General features: G+C 41.6%; 15 protein-coding genes. 12 read left to right on the top strand and 3 right to left on the bottom strand.

Annotated elements, in window-relative coordinates:
- The 12 genes from VIN08_RS07135 to VIN08_RS07080 form a co-directional block, all read left to right on the top strand.
- A partial coding sequence (locus tag VIN08_RS07135) for a hypothetical protein (protein WP_331962348.1) occupies positions 1–268 on the top strand: 268 nt, incomplete at its 5' end.
- 121 nt (positions 269–389) lie between these two features.
- Complete coding sequence (locus tag VIN08_RS07130; protein ID WP_331962346.1) at positions 390–1382, top strand: DUF6563 family protein; 993 nt, start codon at positions 390–392, stop codon at positions 1380–1382.
- A 76-nt stretch (positions 1383–1458) separates the two neighbouring features.
- On the top strand, positions 1459–1647 hold the full coding sequence (locus tag VIN08_RS07125; RefSeq protein WP_331962344.1) for a hypothetical protein: 189 nt from the start codon (positions 1459–1461) through the stop codon (positions 1645–1647).
- A 51-nt stretch (positions 1648–1698) separates the two neighbouring features.
- Positions 1699–2472, top strand: a complete 774-nt coding sequence (gene dapF, locus VIN08_RS07120) for a diaminopimelate epimerase (RefSeq protein ID WP_331962342.1) — start codon at positions 1699–1701, stop codon at positions 2470–2472.
- A gap of 131 nt (positions 2473–2603) precedes the next feature.
- Positions 2604–5966 (top strand): preprotein translocase subunit SecA, encoded by a 3363-nt coding sequence (gene secA, locus VIN08_RS07115; protein ID WP_331962339.1) that lies wholly within the window; start codon positions 2604–2606, stop codon positions 5964–5966.
- 1 nt (position 5967) lies between these two features.
- On the top strand, positions 5968–6486 hold the full coding sequence (locus tag VIN08_RS07110) for an SPOR domain-containing protein (protein ID WP_331962336.1): 519 nt from the start codon (positions 5968–5970) through the stop codon (positions 6484–6486).
- 155 nt (positions 6487–6641) lie between these two features.
- Positions 6642–9137, top strand: coding sequence for an AsmA-like C-terminal region-containing protein (locus tag VIN08_RS07105; protein ID WP_331962333.1), 2496 nt, complete (start codon positions 6642–6644; stop codon positions 9135–9137).
- 116 nt (positions 9138–9253) lie between these two features.
- On the top strand, positions 9254–9703 hold the full coding sequence (locus tag VIN08_RS07100; protein ID WP_331962330.1) for a hypothetical protein: 450 nt from the start codon (positions 9254–9256) through the stop codon (positions 9701–9703).
- 12 nt (positions 9704–9715) lie between these two features.
- Positions 9716–10165: an SRPBCC domain-containing protein gene (locus VIN08_RS07095; protein ID WP_331962327.1), complete on the top strand. Its 450-nt coding sequence runs from the start codon at positions 9716–9718 to the stop codon at positions 10163–10165.
- Between the two features lie 113 nt (positions 10166–10278).
- On the top strand, positions 10279–10602 hold the full coding sequence (locus tag VIN08_RS07090; protein ID WP_331962324.1) for a hypothetical protein: 324 nt from the start codon (positions 10279–10281) through the stop codon (positions 10600–10602).
- 106 nt (positions 10603–10708) lie between these two features.
- Positions 10709–11530, top strand: coding sequence for an SDR family oxidoreductase (locus tag VIN08_RS07085; protein ID WP_331962321.1), 822 nt, complete (start codon positions 10709–10711; stop codon positions 11528–11530).
- 43 nt (positions 11531–11573) lie between these two features.
- Positions 11574–12491 carry a helix-turn-helix transcriptional regulator gene (locus VIN08_RS07080; protein ID WP_331962318.1) on the top strand — a complete coding sequence of 306 codons (918 nt, stop codon included), beginning with the start codon at positions 11574–11576 and terminating at the stop codon, positions 12489–12491.
- Between the two features lie 14 nt (positions 12492–12505).
- Here VIN08_RS07080 and VIN08_RS07075 read toward each other — a convergent pair whose 3' ends face one another.
- From VIN08_RS07075 to VIN08_RS07065, 3 genes are read right to left on the bottom strand one after another with little or no spacing between them, the layout of a single operon-like run.
- A complete protein-coding gene (locus VIN08_RS07075; protein WP_331962315.1) occupies positions 12506–15013 on the bottom strand; it encodes a leucine-rich repeat domain-containing protein in 2508 nt (835 codons plus the stop codon).
- The gene (locus VIN08_RS07070; RefSeq protein ID WP_331962312.1) at positions 15000–15830 is read right to left on the bottom strand and encodes a hypothetical protein; all 831 of its coding nucleotides are present in this window, start codon (positions 15828–15830) and stop codon (positions 15000–15002) included. The genes VIN08_RS07075 and VIN08_RS07070 overlap by 14 nt, the downstream gene beginning before the upstream one ends.
- Positions 15827–16405 carry a hypothetical protein gene (locus tag VIN08_RS07065; RefSeq protein ID WP_331962310.1) on the bottom strand — a complete coding sequence of 193 codons (579 nt, stop codon included), beginning with the start codon at positions 16403–16405 and terminating at the stop codon, positions 15827–15829. The genes VIN08_RS07070 and VIN08_RS07065 overlap by 4 nt, the downstream gene beginning before the upstream one ends.
- Positions 16406–16415 lie beyond the last annotated feature (10 nt).

Genomic DNA, 16415 nt, shown 5'->3' with positions numbered 1-16415 from the left:
TTGCAAAGCATACGATGAACCGTATGTGAACTACGCAACCAAGGTGATGCTGCGCGAGAAGAAAGTTACCGACTTCACATTTAATCCTACCAAGAAAGGATACGCGATCAAAGAACCGGTATTCTCCTTCCACAAATTCCCTGAAGTAAACAAGGAGCTCGGTCCTGAAATGAAATCAACCGGTGAAGCGATTTACTTCATCGATGATCTGATGGACGATTACTTTATGAAGATTTACTCAGAACGGAACTTGTATCTGAGCCGGTAAATTATCAACAACATGACTTATTGATAAGCCCTGAAAAATCAGGGCTTATTTTTTGATTTTGAGACAGCCACATTTAAAGCTTGTATCCTAAAATGATTTCCTATAGCTATAAATTATGTTAATGAGAGATTTCATGAATTACATGATAACAGCACTGTTTCTTATCGTTTTACTGACCCATATTAGTGATGTCGAAGCTCAACAAAGCGTGCCAGCAGTATTGCTTGTTAAAAAATATAACAAAGGCATTTATAGAAATGTGGATGAATTTTTAGAAAACTATCCCTCAATTAAGAAAGATTTTAAGTTAGTAAAACGTAAGCCGGATGAGCGTAATTGGTTAGGAGGTGGAGAGTATAGCTTATTTGTTAAGGACACTGTTTTGACCAGGGACCAACTTAGAGACGTTTGGGGAGTATCTACGGGAGATACCATTTATATTAATACGTCTAATTATGGTTATGGACCTGGCTTTGAGAAAATTTCAGGATTAGGACGTTATTGCTATTGGCAGGGCAGAGCGAATAAAGCAATGTACAGTGGAATGATACCCGGGGACAAGAGCAACAATGGAAGCGCACTTGGCGTTGTTGATATTACCTATGATGCAGGATATATATTGAACCCCAATAACGGCAAGATATTTTCGCTGACAAGGAATATCATGCGAAAGATCCTAGCAGATGATAGTCAACTGTTAAGTCAGTATAATAGAGAGAGAAAGGAGAACGAATCAGAAATCTTGTTACAGTATATTCGACTTTATAATGAAAAGCATTCTGATGAAATTGGTGTAAGAACTTATGATGTTGTTTGTTACAGGCGACAAAAATCGGAACGTCAAGAGCCATTAAAGATTGTAATGAATGATAGCATTTCATTCAAGATTTTACCAGGAGAAATCTTCGAGAAAGTTGTTTCTCAGGCCACTATAAAGGTTTGTATCGGTAACATCTGCACAGAATGGACTTTGCTTGATCATACCTTAAATTATATTGAATGCTCTTTCATGGAAGAGGATTCGGAACCTGTCAGCAAACTTGTGAAAAGAAATGTTGGTGAATATTATACAATGAACAACAACAGCCGCGTTCGGCAAACAAGGGAGGAATAGGACGACTTTTTCAAATTGCTATTTCCCTGCGAACCTCTACCTTTGTATTCCTGTTTGAGATTAAAACAAGCGCGCTATGTTAAGATTCCTCATCATACTCGGTATTGTCGTATACGTCTTCTATAAGGTAGGCTCATTCTTTTTTCGCGCAGGAGCTGCAGCCCAGGAATTAAAAGGCTACAAACAAAAAGAAAAAGCTGCCTCCCAGGCAAAGAAGAACAAGGTGAAGGGTGGCGATTATGTAGATTACGAAGAAGTGAAATAAAAACTTCCCTGCCTTCCTCAATTATTCTTCCTTTTATTTTTCTACGTCAGTATGAAAGTTCATTTCTATAAATATCAGGCAACCGGCAACGACTTTGTGGTGATAGACAATCGCGAAAGCAAACTGTCTTTTACCCGCGAGCAGATTGAGCGCATCTGCCATCGGAAGTTTGGCGTTGGTGCAGATGGACTGATGTTGATCGAAACACACCCCTCGCTCAATTTCAATCTGGAATATTTTAACAGCGATGGCTCACAAAGTTTGTGTGGCAATGGAAGTCGTGCAGCAGTTCATTTTGCTTCGCGGTTAGGCTTGGTAAATGGACATTCAAGTTTCCAGGCGTATGATGGTCCGCATGTGGCAGACTTGCTTCCATCCGGTATTATCCGCTTAAAAATGAACGATGTTAGCGGTATCAAAACCATAGGCAACGATTATTTCTTGAACACCGGTTCCCCGCACTATATACGCTTTGTCGAAAATATCCACGAATATCCTGTAGTGGAGGAAGGACGAAAAATCCGCTATAGCGATGCGTTCAAGCCAGGCGGAACGAATGTAAACTTTGTTCAGCGCTTGTCAGACGATACTATTTTTGTGCGTACGTACGAGCGTGGTGTGGAAGATGAAACGCTTTCATGCGGCACAGGTGTTACAGCAGCAGCCCTGGCAGCATCACTGAAAGGATATTCATCTCCCGTTAACATCAAAGTGCTCGGTGGCGAGCTCTCCGTAGATTTTAAATCCAGCCAGTCCGGCACATTCTCCGATATTTACCTGATCGGCCCTGCCAAAATGGTCTTCGAAGGCGACTTGGAATTATAGTTGATAGTCGCTTGTCTTGTGTCGGGAGAATATTTACCACGACAAACTATTTACTAACTTTGACGCCCCTGAGTATGCTTCAGGCACTTTGCCCTGTTCATACTCTGGTGTTTTTTAACCATTATTAGCTCATGCTGAAACTCATTGCCAAATTATTCGGAACCAAGTCGGAGAAAGACATCAAGCGCATGATGCCGCTGGTGGAACAGACTAAACAGGAAGGAGAAAGACTGAAGTCACTGAGTCACGATGATCTTCGTCTGGAAACGAAAAAGATCCAGGAGTTCATCAACCAGGAACTGAAAGATATAGATGACCAACTGGCGGCACTGCACAAGAAAATAGCAGACAACCCCGAACTGGAGATCAACGATAAAGACGCCATCTTCCAGGAAATCGACAAGATCGAAGAGGACCGTAACAAAGAGCTGGAAAAAGTATTGATGAAAGTCCTGCCAAAGGCTTTCGCTATTGTGCGGGAAACCGCCAGTCGTTTCAAGAACAATGAGTACCTCGAAGTGACTGTGCAGGACTCTGACCGTCAGTTTGCTGTTGGTCGCGAGAACATCAAGATCGAGGGGGAAAAAGCACTGTGGTATAACAAATGGATGGCTGCCGGTAACATGATCACCTGGGACATGGTGCATTATGATGTACAGATCATCGGTGGTATAGCGCTGCACGAAGGTAAAATTGCCGAGATGGCAACCGGTGAAGGTAAAACATTGGTAGCTACACTGCCTGCTTTCCTCAACGCACTGGCCAGACGCGGTGTACATATAGTAACAGTAAACAACTACCTGGCTACACGCGATAGCGAGTGGATGGCTCCTATATTCCAGTTCCACGGCATCAGCGTAGATTGTATCGATAAGCACGAACCTAACTCAGCAGCACGTAAAGCTGCCTATCGCTCGGATATAACGTACGGAACCAACAACGAATTTGGTTTTGACTATCTGCGCGATAACATGGCACGCGATCCGGAAGAACTCGTGCAACGCTCACACCACTATGCTATGGTAGATGAGGTTGATTCTGTGTTGATCGATGAAGCGCGTACACCACTCATTATCTCAGGACCTGTTCCACGTGGCGATCAGCATGAGTTTTATGATCTGAAGCCACGCATCTATAAACTGGTAGAAGCTCAGAAAAAACTGATTAATGATTACCTCACAACAGCGAAAAAACAATTAGCGGAAGGCAATGAAAAAGACGGAGGACTCTCTCTGTTCCGTGCGCACCGCGCCATGCCAAAATATAAACCGCTTATTAAATTTTTGAGTGAGGCCGGAAGTAAAGCTGTACTTCAGAAGACAGAGAACTACTACCTGCAGGATAACAAACGCAATATGCCTGAGGCTGACAAGCCGCTATATTTCGTGATCGATGAAAAAGATAACAGCGTTGAGCTTACGGAGAAAGGTATAGATCTGATTACGGGTGAAGGAGAGGATCACAGCTTCTTTATCCTGCCGGAGATTGGCACAGAACTGAGCAAACTGGAGAAGGATGGTTCATTGGATGATGCAGCTAAATTCCACAGGAAAGAAGAACTCATCCGCGACTACCAGGTAAAATCTCAGCGCATTCACAGTGTAAACCAGTTGTTGAAGGCGTATACGCTTTTCGAGAAAGATACTGAGTATATCATTGTTGACGGTAAAGTAAAGATCGTTGATGAACAGACTGGTCGTGTGCTCGATGGAAGACGTTACTCAGATGGCTTGCACCAGGCTATAGAAGCGAAAGAAAATGTGAAAGTAGAAGATGCTACACAGACCTACGCTACTATTACATTACAGAATTACTTCCGCATGTATCATAAGCTTGCCGGTATGACTGGTACAGCCGAAACAGAAGCAGGCGAGTTGTGGGATATATATAAACTTGATGTTGTTGTTATACCTACCAACAAACAAGCTGTACGTAAAGATTACGATGATCTCGTGTATAAAACCATGCGCGAGAAATTCAATGCCGTTATAGATGAGGTGGTAAAACTTACCGGTGAAGGACGACCTGTACTGGTGGGTACTACATCTGTTGAAATATCAGAAGTGGTGAGCCGTATGCTTCAGATGCGGAAGATCAAACATCAGGTATTGAACGCCAAGCAACACCAGCGCGAAGCCGAGATAGTTGCAGAAGCAGGTAAACCTGGTACTGTTACCATTGCTACGAACATGGCGGGGCGTGGTACCGATATTAAACTTACTCCGGAATCAAGAGCAGCGGGTGGTTTGGCCATCATTGGTACAGAACGTCACGAATCGAGACGTGTAGACCGTCAGTTGCGTGGTCGTTCCGGTCGTCAGGGAGACCCGGGTACTTCCCAATTCTATGTATCACTCGAAGATAACCTGATGCGTTTGTTCATGCCGGAGCGTATTGCCCGCATCATGGATAAACTTGGTCTTAAAGAAGGTGAAGAGATACAACACTCCATGGTAACAAGCTCGATTGAGCGCGCACAGAGAAAAGTGGAGGAGAACAACTTTGGTATACGCAAGCGCTTGCTGGAGTACGATAACGTAATGAACTCACAGCGCGAAGTAATTTACAAGCGCAGAAAGAATGCGTTGTTCGGTGAGCGCCTGGAGCTGGATATACTTACCATGTTAAATGATACTTGTGAAGACATGGTGATCAATGCCAAGAATGGCAGCGACTATGAAAGCCTTCGTCTCAATGCGTTGAGTGTACTAGGTCTTGATTACGATATTACCCGCGAGACCTTTGAGCGTTTGGATCAGAATAAACTTTCTGACGATCTATACCACAAAGCGCTGGAACACTACCATCAGAAAAATAAAATGGTGGCTCAGAAAGCTCTGCCGGTGGTTCGTGAAATATCTCAAACCCGCGGTGCTACCGTTGAAAATATACTTGTACCATTTAGCGATGGTCAGAAGCAGATTGGTGTAGCCGCAAGTTTGCAGAAGTGCGTAGAGACTAACAACGCAGAACTTGTGAAGTCGATGGAGAAGATGATTACACTCGCGATCATCGATCAACTCTGGAAAGAACACTTGCGTGAGATGGACGATCTGAAACAGTCTGTACAGAATGCAGTATACGAACAGAAAGATCCGCTCCTGATCTATAAATTCGAAGGCTTTGAACTCTTCAAGCGTTTTATAGCGAAGGTAAACGAAGACACTATATCTTTCCTGATGAAGGCAGATATACCGGTACAGGAAGCAGAAGATGTACAAGAGGCACGTGTTACCCGCTCGCGCGTAAGACTGAACGAACAGAAAGAAGAGTCACGATCATTACTCAGCGGAGGCCCGAGTGCAGGCGGAGGTCAGCAGGCTCAATCAAACCGCCCGCCACAAGAGAAAGTAATGCCGGTAAAATCTGATAAAGTCGCTAATCGCAATGATAAAGTAAGTGTACAATATCCAGATGGCCGTGTACTCCGCGATGTTAAATACAAGAAGGTTGAAGATGATATTGTGAACAACCGCTGTGTTATAATCGACTAACATGCAATCATTGAGATATTCCATCTATATAATTACTATCATCCTGCTGGGAAGTTGTGCTACGTCTAAAAAGACAACCACAACTTCCCAGGGAGGAAAGTATTCCGAAGATCTTTCTGTGTGGAGACCGAAAGTAGAAACTCCTGCAGAGACAGCGACTACAACTACTCCCGATAATACCAAGCCTGCAACTCCGGTATATATAGATCCGAAGCAGGCTGTAAATAAAAAGTTAGATGCCGTACTCGACAGCATCGACCATATAAACCTTAGCCGCAAGTTTGTAGAAGGATATACGATCCAGGTATACTCCGGCAGACGCGAAGAGGCACTCAATGCCAAAAAGCAGATTGCTATATCATTACCCGGACTGGATGCAGAAGTACAGTTTACTGAGCCGATCTTTCGTGTAAAGGTAGGAAAGTACTATAGCCGCATGGATGCCCAGGAAGACTATGCTGCCGTGAAGCGCTATTTCCCAGCGGCTATTCTTATACCGGAGAAGATTGCGATAGATTAGAGGTTTTTTTCTCTGGGGAGTGCCCGCTGCCTCGTCCTTATAGCTATATATGTACCTTAAAGTATATTTATAGCTCTTTTATCAGCTTAAAAATCCGACTCGGCACGCGTAGGATCGATTTTTGACATGTATTTTTGTCAAACCATTTTTTAAGCTTGAAAACGTTAAAGAAGATACTTTTTTACACCGGGCTTACGCTTGCAGTAATCTTTGTGTCCGCAGTAGTATCGGTATTCCTGTTCAAGGATAAGATCATCAACCAGTTTGTGCAGGAGGCTAACAAAAGCCTCAATACTCCCGTGAACATTGGTAAAATGGACGTGTCTATCTTCGAGAAGTTCCCCGAATTGTCCATTGTATTTACCGATGTATATGTGGAGGATAGTCATCCGGGTAAATATCCTCTGCTTACGGCCAAGACTATATCCTTCCAGCTAAACCCTGTGGAGGTATGGAAAGGTATATATACCATCCGTGGCTTGCAGATTCGCGACAGCGAAGCCAGCCTCAAGATCGATGCGCAGGGCAGAAACAATTATACCATCCTCAAAGAAACCGATGACGGTAAACAGGCCGCCTCCGGAACCGTTAGCTTCGAACTGAAAAATGTAGGCCTGAAAAATACCAAAGTACACTATGGAAATATAGCATCTACAGAAGACCTCACCTTTACCAGCGAAAGCCTTATCGCGTCTATCACCACATCAGGAAATATATATACCATTGATGCCGATGGTCAGCTTACAACGGAGAAGATTAATATTGACGGTAATTCTTATCTGGGAGGTAAATCATTTGATGTGAAAAGTACCCTCCTGTACGATGATGCCAATAGGAATCTTACCATCAATCCATCTACTCTAAAACTGAAGCAATCTGCTTTTCTGATAAGTGGTACATATAACTGGCGTGATGGAAACTTCATAGACCTTCGTACCGAGGGAGAAAATACAGATATACAGACTATATTCTCCTTGTTGCCTGAAAGCATGGTGAAGAACCTGGAGAAATATCAAAGCAAGGGAGATGTATACTTTAAAGCTAAAGTAAAAGGCGAGATCAGTAAACGGAAAAGTCCTTCCTTCTCGGTGGACTTTGGATTTAATGATGCTACCATTTTTCATCCTGATTTCAAGACGCGCATTGAACAGGCAAGTCTGGAAGGTTCATTTGCCAGCAGCGAAGTTTCTGATCTGCGCATGGCCACACTGGTGTTAAAGAACATTAAGGGTATACTGAATGGAGAGTCGTTTACTGCCAATTTTGTTATGCAAAACTTCAAAGACCCGGAAGTGATCTGCGATTTTAAAGGTCGCATGGACGCTGCTTCAGTGTTTGATTTTTATCCCGTGCCTGCTATTAAAGATGTTTCAGGATCGTTGCTGGCCGATGTATCGTTCGAAGGGAAAATCGCCTTTCTGAAAAGGCGTGCTACAGCGCAGCGCGTATCTACTCAGGGTACAATCGAATTACAGGATATCAATCTTCAATATGGCGATGATCGTATCCCGCTTCAACATCTCAAGGGAAGTTTGCAGTTCAGTAACAATGATCTCGCGCTAAGTAATGTGTCGTGTAAACTTGGTAACAGCGATTTCCTTCTTAATGGATTCTTCAAGAATGTAATTACCTTTTTATTATTTGAAGATCAGCCGATCGGTATAGAAACCGATTTGAAGTCAGACTATATAGACCTCAATCAGTTATTTGCTATAGGCTTTGGTAATCCATCATCCGGTAAAGATCAGCAGTACGCATTCAATATATCGCGCAACATCAACCTGAATTTTAATTGTGATGTAAAATCGTTGGAGTATAAACGCTTTCATGCCCGGAACCTGAAAGGCGATCTGTTAGTGAAGAATGAGATGGCTGTTTCGCGCAATATCACGCTCAACACAATGGGTGGTGATCTTACGCTCTCAGGTATACTTGATGATAAAAACAAGAAGGCTATAGATGTAGTAACTACTCTCAAGTTGAATGGAATACACATCGACAGTGTATTTTATGTGTTTGAAAATTTTCGGCAGGATTTTATACAGGATAAACATTTGAAAGGAGAAGCCTTTGCCGATGTAAACCTGGAGATGGTGCTGAAACCTGATCTGCATCTATTCTCCGAAACGCTGATCGCAGATATAGGTGTGGTGATTAAACATGGAGAGCTGAACGATTTTGAGCCGATGCAAAAACTGAAGCGTTATGTAAAAGATGATGGTTTGAGCCAACTGCGTTTCTCTGATCTGAAAAACGATATACACATTGAAAAGAAGACTATATATATACCGCAGATGGAAGTGAGAACTAACGTAACGAGTCTGAAAGTAAGCGGCACACATACCTTTGATCAGAACATCGACTACAGAATTATTACACCGTTGCGGCAAACCAAATCGGTTGATCTTGAGGCAAAGAGCGCCATAGAAGAAGACGGCACAGGCCAAAGCAAACTATACTTGAAGATCACCGGCACCACGGACAATTATAGGATTCAATACGATACAGAAGCTGTAAAAAAGAAAATCGTAAACGACCTGAAGAACGAAGTAAAAGAGCTTCGTGAAGCTTTCAAGAACAAAGGCACACAAAAGAAAAAAGAAGTAGAGCTGCAGAAGGATGAGTACTTTGAGTGGGATGAGCAGCCATAAATCAGATAAATGCTTAACAGCGTTTATATAATCGTTATTTCGAAGGAGGAACGACTGAAAATCTCTCGATCGAGGTAACGATAATCTTTCTTTCAACTTTTTAAACTCACTATATTATGAAGAGTCTAATAGCTGTGAAGATTGAAATAATCCCATGCTTATCGCTATTGGTGTTAACATCATGCACATCCTATTATTTAACAACCGAGAGCTTAAAGAGTCAATTTAATGGAGCTGACTCAACAGATTTAATACCTGTTATCGTGCGTGGTCCTGTTGGAGAGCAATATAATTATCTTGCGAATTCGATCAGTATAATTAAATGCATAGACAGAAATGGAAATGCTATTCAACTCGAAAACAGTCCTTCAATAGAAATGAGAGTTACTGAGAAGAACGATAAACGAACGATTTTTTATTTTGACAGGGTATTTGTTAACGATTCAATCCTATATGGAGTTCAATCACGATTTGTTTCGTCAATTAGAAGGACAATAAAGCTTAAGGATATTAAAAAGATTGAAATTCAAGATGGGAAGAAGAATTTCGACTACATTTCGAAGTAAAAAATATCTAAAGTGAGTGTGCCTAACTCCTTTGAAAAAATCATCTCCATAAATTCAGATGCTCCAACAATCTGGGCAGCTCTTACTGATCCGAAAGCTATGAAGCAATGGATGGGAGAACCAGAAATGGAGATCGAAATATATACCGACTGGGAAATCAATGGGCCGGTTGTTATTCGAGGCTTTCATCATACTGAATTTGAGAATAGAGGAATTGTTTTGTGCTTTGAACCCAACAAGCTTCTTAAATATACTCACCTGAGTTCCTTATCGGGTTTCGAAGATATACCTGAGAATTATTCGATCATTGAATTTAGATTAACACCCTTACAAGATCGCACGGAGCTTTCTGTTGTCGTTTCAAACTTTCCTACGGAGACTATATTTCGGCATCTTGAGTTCTATTGGAACGCTACCACCACTGTTATAAAAGATTTGATAGAAAGCGATAATCCTCTATAGCCTCCTCTGCCTAATCCACCGTAGCCAGTTCGGCTACAATCATTTCCAATATGGCTACACGGTAGTTTATGTTTAGTAAGACTTTTACCAAAAAAAATTAATGTCTTACTGTGATGAATAAAAAAAGCAAATCGCTGGGAATGGAAATCACCACATTCCGTTTAAACGGGCATACCTACCAGGAATTTATAAAAGCAAATCATGATATTGATGAGTGGTTATGTCGTCAGCCAGGATTTCAATCGCGCTATATTGCTGAAGATGATGGTGGAGTTATTGTTGATGTGCTGATTTGGAATAGCGTGGCAGATGGAACAAAAGCTATGCATAAGATCATCACAGAAACACGTGATTCAAAAGTTCATGATATGATTGATCATGGCACGGTGGTATGGAAATGTATACCTATATATCGATCCTATAAACTGGACAATTAATTACCAGAGCGATTTCCATTTCGACTTCAATAAACGTCATTTCGGATACAGGTAAATAAAGGCAGTCTGTCAATTTTACACCTGTTAAAAAATCAAGAAAATCATCATGAGAACAATTTTTATCACAGGGGCTTCTGCAGGTCTCGGTAAAGCTACTGCCAGATTATTTCAGTCAAGAGGCTGGCGGGTGATTGCCACCATGCGTAATCCTGAAAAGGAAACTGAGCTAAATAAACTCGAGAATGTTACACTCCTGCCATTGGATGTTACGAATACGCAGCAGGTGCACGCCACGGTAAAGGCTGCCAACGAACTTGCTGCTATAGATGTTGTATTTAATAACGCAGGTTATGGACTGATAGGACCGTTGGAAATATATACCGAAGATCAGATCAGGAGGCAAATGGAAACTAATTTCTTCGGTGTAATCTGGGTAACACAGGCTTTCATTCCTTACTTCAAGACAAGAAAAAGAGGATTATTTATCACTACATCTTCTATATGTGGCCTGGCTTCTTATCCGCTGAGTTCTATATACCATGCATCGAAATGGGCGATTGAAGGCTGGAGTGAAAGTATATCATACGATCTTGCTGTATTTAATATAGGTGTCAAGACCGTTGCTCCCGGAGGTATTCAGAGTAATTATATGAATGTAATGGACGTTGCTCATGATCCGGCATATGATGCACTTCAGCGAAAACTTGGTGAAGGATTTACGGATGGAACCTTAATGGAATTTTCAGATCCATTGGAACTGTCAGAAGTAGTATATGAAGCAGCCACGGACAATAAAGATCAACTGCGTTACCTCGCAGGTAAAGATGCCGTGAGGACGTATGCCAATCGGATGGAAACAGGTGCCGAGGTATATCGAACCCAATTAAAAAAATACCTGCAACTGGAAAGCCCCTATGAGAGCGTATAACGGACTCCGGATATAATCATTTTTGATTGCTAACTTTGAATACATGAAGAGCGAAGCAATACATCCTTATATATTCAACTCTATATCTGAGTTGCACAAGGCTCTTGGGCTTCCCAAGCCGTTGCATCCATTGGTGAGTCTGGTAGATTATGGCAACATTCAGGCTGATACAACGGATATGAAGAAAGGAATGGTGTTGAACTTCTATAAGATCTCTTTCAAAATGAATTTTAAAGGAAAGATCAGGTATGGTCAACATTACTATGATTTTGACGAAGGTGGTCTTTCCTTTATTTCTCCCAACCAGGTAATTGCAGAAGCGAAAGAAGGTGCTGACTATAGTGGCTTTACGTTGCTGTTTCATCCGGATTTTATCCGCAGTCACGCATTGGGCAAGAATATTAAAAACTACGGATTCTTTTCCTATGCTGTTCATGAGGCACTATATCCTTCGGCGAAAGAAAAGGATATACTGGTGGGCGTTTTTAAGAATATAGAATACGAGCTGCAGCAAAATATAGATCACTTCAGTCAGGATGTGATCATTTCACACATAGAGGTATTACTTAATTATAGCAAGCGATTTTATAACCGGCAATTTATAACACGTAATCAAAGTAGCAACGATCAATTGGCGAAGTTCGAAATGTTGCTTAATGATTACTTTGATAAAGAAGAATCATTGCTGACGGGATTGCCATCCGTACCATATTTTGCAGATGCATTGAGTTGTTCTCCACGCTATCTCAGCGATATGCTGCGCTCAGCTACAGGTATGAATACCCAGCAGCATATTCATCATAAACTTATTGAAAAGGCGAAAGAGCTTTTAAGTACTACAGGCATGTCCGTAAGTGAAATTGCCTATAAACTTGGCTTTGAGCATTCTCAATCCTTCAACAAAATATTCAAACAGAAAACAAAACTATCGCCTGTGCAATTCAGGGAGTCTTTTAATTAAGTATATACATCAATTCAATAGTATACTATCTGGCAATCCGGCTTACTCTTTTTAAAAGCTGCAATGGTCTTGCTTGATATTTTGGTGTTGTAGCACTTCAATGTTTTAAGCGGAAGATTTTCCAAGGCAGTAATTTTCTTCACATTTGTGTTGGAGCAATCGATATACTCCAATGCCTGTAATTTTTCTAAAGAACTCAACGCATCAACCTGGGTGCCGGAACAGTTCAGCCTCTTCAAATTTTCGAGCGAAGTTAGTGGGGCTAATTCTTCCACCGGTGTATTGGATATATCAAGATCTTCAATACCTGCAAGCTGTGCCAGTGGTTCAAGTTTTCGTACGGGGCTATTGGTAACATGTAACGATTTCAATGTTTTAATAGCTGTTAGCGGCAAAAGTTCGCTTATGTTAGTGCCTGAGAAATGTAATTCTTTCAGGCGAATAAAGGGTTTCAATACAACTAGGTCGGTAACAGCAGCATCATTAAAGTGTAAAGCCTCCAATTCAATTAACTGGTGCAGATCTTCTCTCGTGGGTATAGACTGTATTTTTACCTGTGTCTTAAATATACTTTTCCATTCTTCGGATAGTCCACTCCACCAAAAAGCAAGGCTGTCGCTTTTATAAATTACCAGGCAATGCGGATTCTTTTGTAAAAGCTCTGCCACATGTACATCGTTGATACGTGTATGATCCGTATATAATTTCTGCAGGCTGGTGTGATCAAGGAGTTGTGCTATACTTTGAATCTTGCTGTTGTCAGCCTTCAGTACTTGTAGTTTCTGCAAATGTGTCAGAGATGAGAGATCTTCCACTGGAGTATCGCTGATGTCGAGAAATTTTACTTCACGAAGCTCCCGCAATGGCGACAGATCTTTTACCGATGTTTTATTTGCAATGATTACCTGCAGCTTTAATAGCCTCCGCAGAGGTTCGATGTCGCGTATCTGTGCGTTGTTCGAAAAATTTATAGAATCAAGATTGGTTACACGCGCCAGTTCTTCTTTGGATGGATCTGCGCTCGTTTTTATAGCTGTGCTTAAGATATACTTCCATCTTTCCGGTAATGCATTCCACCAGGTTTTCAAATCTTCTGTGTTGTATATAACCAGCACGCCCGGGTGTGCAGCCATAAACGCATCGGCAAGCGAGCGGTCTATCTGTGTATGATCGCAATATATTTTCTCCAGGTTTGTCAATCGCTGTAAGGCATTCAGGTTATTTATGGCAGTATAATTCGCATAAAGTATTTTGAGTACTCCCAGATTTGCCAGGGGTGTTATATCGCTGATGCCTGTGCTATCGATGTGAAGTATAGATATATCTTTCAGCCCTGCTATAGAGCTCAGGTCAGCAACAGTACTTCCGGAAACATCCAGTTCTGTTAATTTACTTAGCAAGCTGACCGGTGCGAGTGATGTTACGCGAGTGTCACTTATGTCCAGATACTGTAACTCTGTAAGACTACCAAGTGAGGTAAGATCAATAACAGGTGTTTTGCTCAACTCAAGCTGTGTGAGTCTTGGCATCTTTTCAACAACTTCTATATTGTTTATAGTCGTATTACTGATATTGAGCTTTAGCATTTTCTCCGCATATCGAAGCGCACTTATATCGGTGATTTTTGTGTTCGATAAATTCAGTTCCTGCAGATCGGAGAGATTTCGTAATGCACTGAGATCGGTTATTGCCGTGTTCGATAAATTAAGCGCGCGCAACTTGGTGAGTTCCGTTAATGGCTCCAGATCCTGTATATATTTGTTTCGGCTAAGATCTAGCGTTTCAATGGAAGTAATGTTGTGTATATCCTCCTCGTCAACGCTATCGGTTATGTTCAGTTGTTTTTCAAAGATTGACTGCCATTCGTAGGAGAGTTCGTCCCACCATTGTGCCAGAGCTTCTTTTTCATTGAATACCTTGGTATATATACTTACAATCTTCAGATCCTCGTCTTTCGGATCATAATTTACCTCGATATACCGGGGAATAGTATTGTTCACGGATTTTCCGTCAGCTGTAGTGCCTTTTATATTTCGCAGTAACGATACTTTATAGAAGAGCGTATTGTTGATGTTGGTTCTGCCTTGTATATCTTTTATCGTAAACTCGAACTTTACATTCTCAAAAAAGAAATCTACATCCTTCAGGTAAGCCTGCACGTCTTTGTTGGTAATCACATTGCGTTTTTCAACGAGATCATCTTCTACCTGTACTTTCGCATCGCGAAATATCTTGGTATAGCTTTGTGTTATCAGTACATCTTTATCACGCGCAGGCGTACTGCTGCTGCCCAGGGTGTTAAGAACATACTCCAGGAAAGCCACCATATCTTTTACCTTTTGCTGATGCTCCAGCGTTGGGTCTTGCTTAGCTTCTTGTTTCGCAGCCGCTGGTTGCTTCGGCTGCGTGGTTTGTTTCGTCTGTTTAGTCTTGGCGTTTTGTTTTTTTGCCTGACCCAGTACTTCAGGAGTATATATAGCGAATAGAAGAAATACGATAAGCCAGAGCTTACTTTCTTTCATAGTAGAGATATTTTCTGAGAAGGTCTTTTTCATTCTCGTTATTTATTTTTACCAGATTAGAAATAAGCCAGCCGGTATTATATCCGGGTCTGTTAAATTCTGAAAGCTCGAAATACCAGCCGTTGATCTGGAAGAAATGAAACTTTACTTCTTCCACGGTTTTGAATTGCAGGCTCCCTTTCTTGACTTCGTATAGAAACAGCGAGAGATGATCAGGTACAAATTTCTTTGCCGTAAACTGACTGACACTATCATTGCTGAATACTTTCCTGAGATTCATGAAATCAAGCTCGTGGCTTAACGGATGAATAAACTTTCCTACTTTGGTGGTATCTCGTTTAAAGTACGGATCAAACATATCGGCATGTACTTTCGTGATCACCCACTTGCTGCCGAGATGGTCTTTCTCCAACGCCATAAACAAAATAACAGTTTGGTTCTTTCCGTTCGATGTAAAAGTAGTATGCACTTCAGAGAACCAGTTGCCTCCATGAAAATCTAACAACGCAGGCTTGGTTTTGTCAAGTACATCTTTGGCGAATTGTACTTTCAAATCCTGATTGATACCATTGTTGCTTGCATCGAACAATATACCCAGATACTTTTTTCGCAGCTTTTCGCTTCTGTATAGTTTATCCTTCGGATAGTATCGCTCTCCCTGCTCGTCTTCTTCGCCATTGAACCGCCTGAAGAATTGATTCACTTGTTTGGTCTCAGCATAAAGTTTACTCTCGTCATCGCGATCACCCACGAGCTGTGCCCGAAGGTGATAGGACGACAATAGTATCACTACAAGACCTGCTATCGGTAATCTCATGCGCTCGTTTCTGTCACTCGTATATCGCCTAATAACACATCCCAGAACTCAACAATTCTTCCCTGTATCTGTGTCTTCTTCCGCTCTACATATATAGTAATGTCTTTTTTGGTAGTGTCTTTATACTTTAAGCCATCGTCTGATTGTCCTTCAAAACGTTGATATATAGTCACCACCCCTACATACCGGCCATCGGGTTGTCGTTCAAGATCGCTGATATAGTGTATATTATACCAGGTGATCGATACACGGTCGTAGTTCAGTGCCATCAGTCGTTCGAAATATTTACGCACTTTGTAATAACTTATTTCTTTACGATTTAATGAAGAGACACCCATTTCACTATCAGGTGCAAACAGCTCTTCAGCACGATCCATCACGCGATTAGCTTCCAGGAAAGGAGTTTTTTTGTTCCCAATGATGCTGATATACTTGCTGAGGTCTCTGATTTTTTCCAGTGCAAGCGAATCAATAGCTTGTTTTCTTTCAGGGCTGATGTCGTCTCTCTGCGCCAGGGTAGTGCCCGCGAGAAACACGCTGAAAAATAGAGTTACTATATATCTAGGCTGAATCATAGTCGTGTTG

The sequence above is a fragment of the Ohtaekwangia sp. genome, from assembly GCF_036568665.1.
Lineage (GTDB): Bacteria > Bacteroidota > Bacteroidia > Cytophagales > Cyclobacteriaceae > Ohtaekwangia.
The sequence above is the reverse complement of the archived record's forward strand: the minus strand, read 5'-3'. Positions and strand labels throughout refer to the sequence as shown.